General features: G+C 65.5%; 8 protein-coding genes. 2 read left to right on the plus strand and 6 right to left on the minus strand.

The window, feature by feature from the left end; translation table 11 throughout:
* Positions 1–40: 40 nt before the first annotated feature.
* Both GPJ75_RS11700 and GPJ75_RS11705 read right to left on the minus strand, forming a co-directional pair.
* A complete protein-coding gene (locus GPJ75_RS11700) occupies positions 41–1,879 on the minus strand; it encodes a sodium:solute symporter family protein (RefSeq protein WP_163268247.1) in 1,839 nt (612 codons plus the stop codon).
* A 12-nt stretch (positions 1,880–1,891) separates the two neighbouring features.
* Positions 1,892–2,158, minus strand: coding sequence for a DUF4212 domain-containing protein (locus tag GPJ75_RS11705; RefSeq protein ID WP_163268248.1), 267 nt, complete (start codon positions 2,156–2,158; stop codon positions 1,892–1,894).
* Positions 2,159–2,284: 126 nt separating this feature from the next.
* Between GPJ75_RS11705 and GPJ75_RS11710 the strand changes: the two genes are divergently transcribed.
* Positions 2,285–2,977 (plus strand): hypothetical protein, encoded by a 693-nt coding sequence (locus tag GPJ75_RS11710; protein ID WP_163268250.1) that lies wholly within the window; start codon positions 2,285–2,287, stop codon positions 2,975–2,977.
* 95 nt (positions 2,978–3,072) lie between these two features.
* On the opposite strand, the gene gltA is transcribed toward GPJ75_RS11710, so the two are convergent.
* Together gltA and gltX are read right to left on the minus strand one after the other, a co-directional pair.
* Positions 3,073–4,362, minus strand: a complete 1,290-nt coding sequence (gene gltA, locus GPJ75_RS11715) for a citrate synthase (RefSeq protein WP_163268252.1) — start codon at positions 4,360–4,362, stop codon at positions 3,073–3,075.
* A gap of 151 nt (positions 4,363–4,513) precedes the next feature.
* The gene (gene gltX / locus GPJ75_RS11720) at positions 4,514–5,947 is read right to left on the minus strand and encodes a glutamate--tRNA ligase (RefSeq protein WP_163268254.1); all 1,434 of its coding nucleotides are present in this window, start codon (positions 5,945–5,947) and stop codon (positions 4,514–4,516) included.
* A gap of 118 nt (positions 5,948–6,065) precedes the next feature.
* Between gltX and GPJ75_RS11725 the strand changes: the two genes are divergently transcribed.
* Positions 6,066–8,399, plus strand: coding sequence for a ComEC/Rec2 family competence protein (locus tag GPJ75_RS11725; protein ID WP_163268256.1), 2,334 nt, complete (start codon positions 6,066–6,068; stop codon positions 8,397–8,399).
* Here the strand turns inward: GPJ75_RS11725 and GPJ75_RS11730 are convergent.
* Positions 8,396–8,626 carry a Rossmann-fold NAD(P)-binding domain-containing protein gene (locus GPJ75_RS11730; protein ID WP_163268258.1) on the minus strand — a complete coding sequence of 77 codons (231 nt, stop codon included), beginning with the start codon at positions 8,624–8,626 and terminating at the stop codon, positions 8,396–8,398. The genes GPJ75_RS11725 and GPJ75_RS11730 overlap by 4 nt on opposite strands.
* A gap of 237 nt (positions 8,627–8,863) precedes the next feature.
* On the minus strand, positions 8,864–11,834 hold a 2,971-nt coding region (locus tag GPJ75_RS11735), incomplete at its 5' end, for a TonB-dependent receptor (protein ID WP_163268260.1).

An 11,834-nucleotide genomic window follows, 5' to 3' on the forward strand; every position in this document is an offset into this window, starting at 1 on the left:
GATTCCCGACAGATGGGTACCATCTGCCAGGATCGCACCACTAGTGCTTGGCCGCCAGGATTGGCGGTCCGACGGGAACGCGCGTGTCTTCGACCATCCGCTGGATCTCCTCGTCGGGAGCCGGCGTCATGAGCGTGACGACGACCATGGAAACCAGGCTCGCAGCCATGCCGACGATGCCGAAGCGCAGATTGTCCAGGCCGATCCACGGGGACATGATCGGGTACGCAGCACCTGCCCCATCCCAGTCGTTCACGAGATAGAGATAGAGCGAACCGGCGAGGAAGCCGATGATCATGCCGGCGATAGCTCCTTGCCTGTTGGCCCGCTTCCACCACACGCCAAGCGTGAGCGGGAAGAACAAACCGGAGCAGGCGAAGCAGAAGGCCCAGGCCACCGCGCCCAGAATGCCGGTGAGCTGCAGCGAAGCGATCAGGGCACCCAGCGCACCGATGCAGATGAGCAGGATGCGTGCAACGATCAGCCGGACCGAGGTGTCTGCCTTCGGGTCGATCATCTTATAGTAGAGATCGTGGCTGAGCGCATTGGCAATCGCCAGCAGCAGGCCATCGGCCGTCGACATGGCGGCCGCCATGCCGCCGGCGGCAACGAGACCGGAAATCACGTAGGGAAGACCGGCGATCTCAGGTGTGGCCAGGACGACGATATCCGGCCGCATGAAGAACTCGTTGAGCTGCAGGATACCGTCTGCGTTCTGGTCGGCGATGGCAAGGAAGCCGACACTAGACCAGTTCTGTATCCAGGCCAGCGATGCCACCTCCTCGAAGGGCTTGCCGATGATTGCCGTCGGCAGGCTCGGGTCGAGAAGCTGCAGCTTGGTCAGCGTGGCAAGTGCCGGTGCCGTGAAGTACAAAAGGAAGATGAACAGGAGCGACCAGGCCACCGACCGCCGCGCCGAACGCACCGAGGGCGTTGTGAAGTAGCGCATCAGGATATGCGGCAGCGATGCCGTTCCCGCCATCATCGACAGCGCCAGCGTCACGAACTTCCATTCCGCGTATTCGCCCACGGGCCCGGTATGCGGCGTCGTCAGCACCGACAGGCCGGCGATGGCCTCGGCCGGCGGATTGAGCCCGTACTGCGCCTCGAATTGCGATAGCGTGGAAGCCGCCTCGCCGTAGGTGAAGTGAGGGATGATGCCAAAGCCCTGCACGTTGGACATCCAGATAACCGGCACCAGATAGGCGATGATCAGCACAATATACTGCGCAACCTGCGTCCAGGTGACGGCCCGCATGCCACCCAGCATAGAGCAGAGCAGAATGCCGAGAAGACCGAACCAGACACCGACGGAGAAGGGAATATGCAGCGCACGCGCGGCAATCGTCCCGGTGGCGTTGATCTGGGCGGTCACATAGGTGAAGGAAGCGACCACCAGCACGACGACGGCACAGAAGCGCGCCAGGTTGCCGCCGTAGCGGGTGCCGATGTAATCGGGCACCGTATAGCAGCCGAACTTGCGCAGATAGGGTGCCATCAGCGAGTTGACGAGCACGTAGCCGCCGGTCCAACCGACGATGAAGGCCATATAGCCGTAACCGCCGAAATAGATGCCGCCGGCAAGAGCCACGAACGAGGCGCCCGACATCCAGTCGGCGGCTGTCGCCATGCCGTTATAGACGGCCGGGACCTGGCGTCCGGCCACGTAGTAGGCATCCACCTCCATGGTCCGCGATAGCCAGCCGATCAGCGCATAGATGGCGATGGTGAAGGCGACGAACAGGATGCCGATCGTATCGGCGCCGACGCCCAGTTGTTCCAAGATCGCCATGAGAATGATGAAGGCGATGAAGCCGCCCGTGTAGATTCCGTAGACGCGGCCGATATTGTCTAGGAATCGTCCTTGGATAAGAGCCATGTCGGTCCCCCCTTACTCTTCCTCGCCAAAGCCGAACTCGTCGTCGATCGCGTCCTGCCGCCAGTTCTGGAACCAGATCAGAACGACGAATGCGATAAGCGAGCCCTGCGCGATCATGTAAAACCCGAGCGGGAAGCCGAGGAACGTCATGTCATTGAGCGTTCCGACCAGCGTCGGGATAATCAGTGCGAAGAAAGCCCACAGGGCCAAGATCAGGATCGTCAAGTTCCTGGTTTTCTGCCAGTAGCGGTCTCGCACATCTGTGCTTTCAGCGGACATGGTGTCCTCCTCCCTGCGAAACGCAGCGACTAAAGTCGTTGCCGGACGCCATTGCCCGCGAGGCGAATCGCAACCACAATGGCACTCCTAAGTCTTGGCCATCCGCCCGGTAAATGGAATTCAACATTGGTCGTAAGTGAGAACGCCTCTTCTGCCGCCGCCGGTTCCTTCTGGCACCGGGCGGTGGCGCTTGTTCGTCAGGCAGCCCAGCGCTTTCGCGTGCGGCGCGAGACAGGCCCAATCGACACGGTCGACGCGCTGGCCCGCTTCGCCCATACGCGGGCGGCCTTCGTGGCGCAGAAGAAGCTCTACGGCTACCTCAAGGCGCGCATGGGCACCCGGTATCCCTCGATGTTCGAGGACGCGGTCTTCGTGGAATCCATCAATCTCGCCAAGCGCCATGTCTTTGCTGCCTGCCTGTCGGACATCGCTGTCCATTCGGTGGCGCGTGTCGTGGCGTCGGGGGGATTGGAAGAGGAAGCGGGGCGCCTGCTTGCCCTTCACTGCTACGATGCGGGGCTGGACGCCAACCGCGACGACCTTGAGGACGAGGCGATGCTGGCGGCGTGGCGCACCGCCTTTTCCGCGCGGCTCGCAAGTGCGCATTGGGGGAACCTCGCCGCCGGTGGCGATAGCTTTTCCGAGAGCCCGAAGGCCCTCTACCGCTGGGCCCCCATCGACGAGACACTGAAGCGCTACGACCGTGAAATCGTCGAAAATTCGATCCGCTTCGCCTGGGCCGAAGTCATCCGCGACTTCCGCAAGCGCGCCGTGCCGCAGGCGATTGCGGAGGATTTCCGCGCCGCCTCTTCCGATTGAGCTCAGACGAAGGAAGCTCTTTGAAGATCAAAGAGTTCAATGAAAAACCTCCGCTTCTTCATAAAGCGGAGGTTCTCTTCCTATAACGTGCTGCCTCAGCGGTTGGCGATCGACACGTAGTCGCGTTGCGTGGCGCCGGTGTAGAGCTGGCGCGGACGGCCGATCTTCTGGTTCGGATCCTCGATCATCTCCTTCCACTGGGCGATCCAGCCGACCGTGCGCGCCAGCGCGAACAGCACGGTGAACATGGTGGTCGGGAAGCCCAGCGCCCGGAGCGTGATGCCGGAATAGAAGTCGATGTTCGGATAGAGCTTCTTTTCGATGAAATACTCGTCGGTCAGAGCGATGCGCTCCAGCTCCAGCGCCACGTCCAGCTGCGGATCGTCCTTGATGCCGAGCTCGCCGAGGACCTCATGGGTCGTCTTCTGCATGATCTTGGCGCGCGGGTCGTAGTTCTTGTAGACGCGGTGACCGAAGCCCATCAGGCGGAACGGGTCGTCGCGGTCCTTGGCCCGGTCGATATACTCGGGGATGCGGTCGACCGTGCCGATCTCGGCCAGCATGTTGAGCGCCGCCTCGTTGGCGCCGCCATGGGCCGGTCCCCACAGGCAGGCGATACCGGCGGCGATACAGGCGAAGGGATTGGCGCCCGAGGAGCCGGCGAGCCGGACCGTCGAGGTCGAGGCGTTCTGCTCATGGTCGGCATGCAGGATGAAGATACGGTCCATTGCCCGCGCCAGCACCGGGTTCACATGGTATTCCTCGCACGGCACCGCAAAGCACATATGCAGGAAGTTGGCTGCATAGGACAATTCGTTGCGCGGGTAAATGAAGGGCTGGCCGATGTGATACTTATAGGCCATCGCCGCGATGGTCGGCATCTTGGCGATCATGCGGATCGAGGCGACCATGCGCTGGTGCGGGTCGGAGATGTCGGTGGAATCGTGATAGAACGCCGACAGCGCCCCGACCATGCCGCACATGACCGCCATCGGGTGGGCGTCGCGGCGGAAGCCGGTGAAGAAGCGCGACATCTGCTCGTGCAGCATGGTGTGCCGCGTCACGCGGTAGTCGAAGTCTTCCTTCTGCGCCTTGGTGGGCAGTTCGCCGTAAAGCAGCAGATAGCACACTTCCAGGAAATCGCCGTGGTCGGCGAGCTGCTCGATGGGGTAGCCGCGGTGCAACAGCGTGCCCTCGTCCCCATCGATATAGGTGATCTGGGATTCACAGCTCGCAGTGGACGTAAAGCCGGGATCGTAGGTGAACATCCCGGTATCCCTGTAGAGCGAGGCGATGTTGATGACGTCGGGACCGACGGTGCCTTCCAGGACCTCGTATTCGCGGTTCTCGCCACCAAGTTCCAGTTTCGCAGTCGAATTGGCCATGGCAATCACCTCTCTGTTTTTGAAACTTGGGGCAGGAGTCGTGTCGTCATAAGGATGACGCTCAACCGCCGCCAGGGTGGCATCTAGCTAGCGCATTTGCCTCGGCGTGCCAAGCTTGACAAGGGCGAATGTCGCGCTGCAACATAAGCAGTTATGTCGCTGTCCGCTTCGCCTGATCGCCGATGCGGGCGAGTGCTTCGTCGCGGCCCAGAACTTCCAGCACGTCGAAAATGCCGGGAGACGTGGTGCGTCCGGTAAGCGCGGCGCGCAGCGGCTGAGCCACCTTGCCGAGCTTGCGATCGGTCCCCTCCGCGAAGGCCCGCACCACGGCTTCCGTCGTCTCGGCCGTCCAGTCCGTCACGGCGGAAAGATCCTCGGCCAGGGCGGCCAGCATGATGCGCGCCTCCTCGTCGAGCAGCGCGGTCGCCTTTTCGTCGGGCGCAAGCGGCCGTTCGGCGAAGAGGAAACCGGCGCTGTCGATCAGCTCGACAAGCGTCTTGGCCCGGTCCTTGAGGCCGGGCAGGGCGACGCGGAGCTGCGCCTTGCGCTTTTCGTCGAGGCGGTCGAGCAGTGCTTGCCCGCCCTCCAGATGCGGCAGGGTGGAGACGAGGATGCCGAGCAGCGTATCGTCGTCCGTCTGACGCATATGAATGCCGTTCAACGCCTCCAGCTTCTGGAAATCGAAGCGCGCGGCCCCCTTGTTGATGTCTTCGAGCTCGAACCACTCGACCATCTGATCGATCGACATCACCTCGTCGTCGCCATGGCTCCAGCCGAGGCGGGCGAGATAGTTGCACAGGGCCGCCGGCAGATAGCCCATGGCACGGTAGGCCTCGACGCCCAGCGCTCCATGGCGCTTGGAAAGTTTTGCGCCGTCCGGTCCGTGGATCAGCGGCACATGCGCCATCACCGGCACCTCCCACCCCATGGCCTTGTAGATCAGGGCCTGACGGGCGGCGTTGGTGAGGTGGTCGTCGCCGCGGATGACGTGGGTGACCCCCATGTCGTGGTCGTCCACCACCACGGCATGCATGTAGGTTGGCGAGCCGTCGGAGCGCAGGATGATGAAGTCGTCGAGGTCCTTGTTGGGAAAACGCACCTCGCCCTGCACGCGGTCGTGGATGACCGTCTCGCCCGCGCCGGGCGCCTTGATGCGGATCGTCGGCTTGATGCCGTCAGGCGCCTCGCTGGGATCGCGGTCGCGCCAGGTGCCGTCATAGCGTGGCGGCCGACCCTCCGCGCGCGCCTTCTCGCGCATCGCCTCGATTTCCTCCGCCGAGGCATAGCAGTAATAGGCCTCGCCCTTGGCCACGAGCTCCTCGGCCACCTGCCGATGGCGGTCGGCACGGGCGAATTGCGAGATCGGCTCGCCGTCCCACTCCAGCCCAAGCCACTTCAGCCCTTCGGGGATCGCCGCCGTTGCCTCCGGCGTGGAGCGCTGGCGGTCTGTGTCCTCGATGCGCAACAGCATCTTGCCGCCCGTGTGGCGGGCGTAGAGCCAGTTGAAGAGCGCTGTCCGCGCGCTGCCGATATGCAGGAAGCCGGTGGGCGAGGGCGCAAAGCGGGTGATGACGGGTTTTGGCATTGTTCTTCCGGGAGCGTTGGTGCGCGGTTCGACGAGCGGCGGCACGCGCGGGTGGAAATTGGCTGCCTGTCATGTAGCATAGGCGGGTTGGGGCGCAAGCCTGTGGAGAAGAACGGGCATGGGGGGCGAAAAGGCAGCCGTCGCCGAGGGCGAACGGGCACAGTTTCTGCCGGTGGCCGTCGCGCCGCAGGGTTCGGTGTTGCCTGCCGCCGGGAGCACTTCGGCGCCGGACGTCGCCGCGAAGCCCTTGGCCGTCCTGGTGCGGCAATTGTCCGCCGTTCGCCTCTCCCATGCGCTTGCGAGCGAGGCGGCGCGGGGCGCCACGTTTCTCTGCCTGCCGGTGCTGATGGCGGCAGGCGCGGCCTTTTATTTCGGGCTCTCCCGCGAGCCCGGCTGGCCGATGCTCGCGCTTCCCATGGCGTTCCTGGCCATGTCGATCTGGCTGTCACGCACCAGGGTCGCCCTGTCGCTCATCTTCGGCGCCTTGCTGGTCTTCATGCTCGGCGTTGCCGTGGCGAAGCTGGAGACCTTGCGGTTGGCCACGCCGATGGTTGGCTCGGACGTGACGACCCGCATCACCGGGCGGCTCGTGCGCCTTGAGCACCAGTCGAGCGGCCGTATCAGGCTCACGGTGGATCTGCTTGCGACAGAGCGGCCGCGGCTCTCCTACCCACCAAAGCGCGTGAGGCTGACGGCGCGGGCGGTTCCGCCGGACCTGCGCCCCGGCGACGGCGTCGCCGGGCTGACGCGCCTCATGTCGCCCTCGGGGCCGGTGCGGCCCGGCGCCTATGATTTTTCATTCGCGAGCTATTTCAACCGTCTGGGCGCGGTCGGCTTCTTCATGTCCGGGCCGGAGCGCGTGGAGCTCGACGAACCGCTGCCTGTCTCCGCCCGCCCGGCACGCTGGCTGGAGACGATGCGCGTGGCACTAGCCGAGCGCATTCGCGCCAAGGTCGGGGGCGCGGAAGGCGAGGTCGCGGTCGCCATGATCACCGGTTTTCGCGCCGGCATTCCGGAGGAGATAAACGAGTGGCTGCGCCGCGCCGGCCTTGCCCATATCCTTGCCATCTCCGGCCTGCACATGGCGCTCGTGGCCGTCACGATCATGTTCATGCTGCGCGCCGGCACGGCCCTCTTTCCGGGCTTCTCCTCGCGCCTGCCGGTGAAGAAGTATGCCGCCGCGGCGGCGCTTGTCATGTGCACGCTCTATCTGTTCGTCTCGGGCTCGGGGGTGGCCGCGCAGCGCAGCTACATCATGCTGGCGGTGATGCTGGGTGCCCTCATCTTCGACCGCGCCGCCATCACCATGCGCAACGTCGCCATTGCGGCCCTCGTCATCCTCGTCCTGTCGCCGCACGAGGTGGTGGGCCCGAGCTTCCAGATGTCTTTTGCCGCCACGGCCGCGCTGGTGGCGGGTTATGCCGCCTGGACGGATTGGCGCCAGCGTCGCCGCGGGCGCGCCGGCCCAACGCCGGGAGGGCTCCTTTCGCGCGTAGCGCAATACGGTGCTGCCTTTGCATTCGGCCTTGCCGCCACCTCCCTCATCGCCGGCACGGCCACCGCGCTATACGGCATATGGCACTTCCAGCGCGCAACGCCGCTGGCGCTACCGGCCAACCTTGCCGCCATGCCCCTTGTGTCGATCCTGGCCATGCCGGCGGCTGTGCTGGCCATGCTGGCCATGCCTTTCGGCCTCGACGGCATATTCCTGAAAGCGATGGGGCAGGCCATCGCCGCCGTGATCGCCGTTGCCGAGTGGTTTTCCGGCCACACGCCCATCGACGCGGTGGGGCTTATTCCGCTGTCGGCCCTTCTGACGCTCACATCCGCGCTCGTCGTTCTGGTGGTGTCGACCACCCGACTGAGGTTGCTTGCACTGCCGCTGATCGTCCTCGGCCTCGGCCTCGTCGCGACGCGGCAACTGCCCGATGTGCTCGTGACGGAGGATGCGCGGCTTGTCGGCCTGCGCGGGGCGGATGGGCGGCTTGCCGTCAACCGCTCCCGGCCCAACGGCTTCACCATGGAAGGCTGGACGCGGGCCTTGAAGGCGGAGGCGGTCGTCAAGCCGAGGGGAGGCGGGGAGGGTTTTCCGGGTCTCCCGGGCGCAAGCGAGACGGGCTTTTCCTGCGGCAACGGGCTCTGTCTCGCCCGGCACGGCAGCGGCGCCTTGATCGCCCACGCCGCTGGAGGGGCGGCCGCCGGCGCAGCCTGCGGAGCCGCCACGCTACTCGTCCTCGACGATGCCGTTGCGGAAAATCCCTGCGGCGCCGGGGTCACGGTCATCACCAAGCGCGAACTGGCACGGCAGGGCAGTGCCGCGGTCTATTTCGGGGCAGGCGCCACGCCGGTGGATATCCTCTTCTCCATCGAAGAGCCGTGGCGGCCCTGGCACGCCCACCGCGCCTGGTCGCGGGCGGCACGCGGCCTGCCGCCCAACGAACCAAAGAATTAGCCGAGAAGCGCCTCCTTGTTCGCCTCGAAAAAGCTTTTCAGCGGCCGCGGCGTTAGGCCGGAAAGCTTTTCGACGTCTGCCGTGACTTCGGCGAGGCCGCCGGTGCGGGCGTTGGCGTCGAAGGAGACGAGGAGGGGAACGAAGGCTTCCGGTACACTGGCGGCCTTCATGCCTTGGGTAAGGGCCTCGTCCGACAGGTTGACCACCTCGATCGGCTTGCCGGGCACCGCTGCCGCAAGCGCCGCGATCTCGGCATTGGTCAGGGCTTGCGCGCAAGGCGCGGACGCGTTTCGACGAGGCGGAGACGCGCTAGTGCTCTGCCCCAAACGGATGGTACCCATCCGTTTGGAAAAGTCAGCCCACAAGCTATTGGTCTGGTGGTCGCCCTGGCACAGGCCCAATTCTGTGATCCCGCAAAAAAAAGCTCCCCACCGCTCATTTGTGAGCGGTGGGGGAGTTTGCGGTCAGAATTTGCCGACGACGTTGAGGAAGAGGCCCTGGTCATCGAGGGTGAGGTCTCTGAGGTCGTCGGAGAAGCGGCCGAAGTTGTAGCCGAGACCGACCTTGAAGTTGTTGCCGACGTGGCGGTAGAGGGCGGCGAGGGCCCCGTAGTCCGTAGTGTCGGCCTCGGGCATGTGGAGGACGCGGCCCTCGAGGAGGAGGTCCCATTTCCGGACGAGATGCAGGTCGGCGCGCAGGATGCCGAGATGGGCGGAGGACTTTTGCCATTCGTCCACGAAGGCGGCGCCGGTGCCGTCGCTGGTGCGGTACTTCACCTGGCCGTAGCGGAAGCCGTATTTGCCGCCGAGCGACAGCCACGGGGTGAGGTCGTAGACGGCGTCGACGGAGAGGATGTGGCTGCGCTGGGCCGGCGCATAGGTATCGCCGGTGGCGCCCGAGATGACCTGGTTGTTGCCCGGCAGGTCGTAAAGCCAGGTGTATTTGAAGAGCGCGTTGAGGCGGTCGTTGTCGACCGGGCGGTAGGCATAGCCGATGGAGGCCTCGACATAGTCGGTGTCGGCGAAGGAGGTCTCCGTGGACCTTGAATCCGATAGAACGGCGTCGATGTTGGCGATGAGGCGCCAGTCGGGGCTGGTCTTCCAGCCAAGGCCGGCGGCGAAGAGATAGGTGTTCTGGTCGCGCGTGTCCTCGTCGGAGCGCTCGATGCGCACCTCGCCGCGCAGGCGCGCGTTGATGCCGCGCTCCTCGTCCTTGTAGGCGAGGCTGAGCGAGGGGGCGTAGCGGTCGAAGTCCTCGCGCTCGGTGCCGGCCTCGTCCACCGTGTCGTCGCGCACGCGGCCGATCTCCAGGCCGCCATCGACGGTCCACTGGGCGTCGGGGGTATAGACGACGCCGTAGGTCTGGGTGAGCGAGCGGCGTTTGCCGTACATGTCGTAGGAGCTTTCCGAATAGGCGGACGCCAGGTCCGCCATGCGCCGGCGCATGCCGATGACGATGGCGCCGCGGTCGGTGCCGAAGAGATCGCGGTTATTGTCGAGGTCGAAGGCGCGGTCCGGGTCGAGCTTGTAGCCGATGTAGTAGTGCTCGTCGGCGGTCGGGTCGTAGGTGAGGCCGGCCAACGCCCCCAGCCCGTGGGTGCCGTAGGAGACCTCGCCGGTCATCCCGACCCGGTCGGTGAGCCGCCACTCGGCGCCGATGCCGCCGCGGTCGTTGCGGTCGATGTCGCCGGTACGGTCAAGCGTGCCTTGGGCGAAGGCGTAGACCAGCCGGTTGTCGTCGATGCGGTAATCGACGCGCACGCCGGCGTCGAGGCGGCTGCCGTCATAGCCGGACTTGCCGGCGTCAATGGCGCGCGGCGACATGATCTCGGAGTAAGTGACGCCGAAGGACAGCTTCCAGTGCTGGTCGAACTGCCAGCTGACGCTACCGGTGCCGTCGCGCCGGACCTGGCCGTCTCCGTCCTTCAGGTCGTCATAGGCAAGCTGCAGGGCGACGGCCTCGGTGACGTCGACATCGGCATGGGCGCCCCAGATGCGCCGGTCGACGTTGGCGCGGTCGAAGAGGCTGGAAAAGCCCGCCTCTTTCTTCTCGTAATAGCCGCCCACCGTGCCCTTCACGCCGGCGCCGAGCTCGTCGAGCGCCACTTGGCCCTCGACACGCCAGGCCGAGGCCTCGGTGTCGGGCGCATCCTCCATGGAGCGGCCGTCCCAGGTCAGCCCGCCGTCGCTCGATTCCGACAGGCTGAAGCCGGGGCCCTCGGAGCGGGCGAACTCGGCCGACAGGTAGGTGCGATCGGAATGGCGCAGAGCGATGTCGGCGCCATAGGCCTTCTGGTCGGCCAGGCCGGTGCTTTCGTCCATGCCGGTGACGCCGACGCGCACCTTGTCGCCCAGCCAGTGCTGGGCGCGGCCGCCATAGACATAGCCGTCGACGTCGCTGGCCAGCGGCTCGAACTCGTACTGCACGGCCAGATAGAGCTTGTTGCCGCCCAGCGCCCCGTCGCGCACCGGACCCGAGGTGCCGGTCATCGAGGTCAGCGGCCGGCGCAGGATGATCACCCCTTGCATGTAGTCGAAGGAATAGTCGTCGCCATAGCTCAAGGTGTGGCGTTCGACGATGCGGCCGGTCACCGCGTCGCGAGTCTCCACCGTCACCGTCTCGGAGCCCTCGACGATGTCCTGGCGCTTGAGGAAGTAGGCCGAGCCGCCGGTGCCCAGGAACTCCTCGCGCTGCGGCAGGGTGTCGGGCTGGGCCGCATAGACCGAAACCTCCGTCCTGCGCTCGCCGAAGGAGGTCGTCTCTTCGGAGCGGTAGACGGCGTTGGCGCCGTAGAGCGCGCGCTCGGAGCGCAGGAACTCGGTGCCGGTGATCGCCGTCTTGTAGTTGCCCCACATGACGTGGCTGTCGCCGCGCTCCAGCCGCACGTAGAACTTGCCGTTGGTGGGGGCGTCCTCGACAAAGGTCGAATCGTCGCCATAGACGGGATAGTAGTCGTCCGGATCGAGCCGGCGCAGGAGGCGCCGCGGGTCCTGGCTGTCGAGGTCGCGCCACAGATCCTCAAGGTCGTCCTCGCCGGTGTCGGCGGCCGCCGTCAGGAGATACTTGCCCTTGATCTTGCCCTTCAGATAGAAGGCCAGCCTGCCCCTGGTGTAGACCTCGTCGTATTCGCCCGGGCGCACCACCTCGATGTTGTCGTCGCCCATGCGCTTGCCGATGGTCAGGTCGGCGAGCGCCACATAGAACCAGTCGTTGTCGGGGATGTTGATGTCGCGGGTAAAGGCAAGGCCGCCGGTCTTCGACGCTCCCTTGACGGCGACATCGACCGGGTGGTCGCCCGCCGGCAGGATGCGTTGCACGACGAAGGCCTGGTCGGGATCGACGGGGATCGTCTCGCCCAAAACCTCGACGGCATAGCCGGGCGGCACGTGGCGGCCATGGACCGTCACCGCGCCGCCATGGACCGGGATGTTGCGC

The organism is Chelativorans alearensis, assembly GCF_010993735.1.
Taxonomy (GTDB): Bacteria; Pseudomonadota; Alphaproteobacteria; order Rhizobiales; family Rhizobiaceae; genus Chelativorans; species Chelativorans alearense.

Excerpts from the sequence above, each read along its gene's own strand:
- GPJ75_RS11700 (WP_163268247.1), bottom strand. The coding sequence starts at position 1,879 with ATGGCTCTTATCCAAGGACGATTCCTAGACAATATCGGCCGCGTCTAC.
- GPJ75_RS11705 (WP_163268248.1), bottom strand. The coding sequence starts at position 2,158 with ATGTCCGCTGAAAGCACAGATGTGCGAGACCGCTACTGGCAGAAAACC.
- gltA (WP_163268252.1), bottom strand. The coding sequence starts at position 4,362 with ATGGCCAATTCGACTGCGAAACTGGAACTTGGTGGCGAGAACCGCGAA.
- gltX (WP_163268254.1), bottom strand. The coding sequence starts at position 5,947 with ATGCCAAAACCCGTCATCACCCGCTTTGCGCCCTCGCCCACCGGCTTC.
- GPJ75_RS11725 (WP_163268256.1), top strand. The coding sequence starts at position 6,066 with ATGGGGGGCGAAAAGGCAGCCGTCGCCGAGGGCGAACGGGCACAGTTT.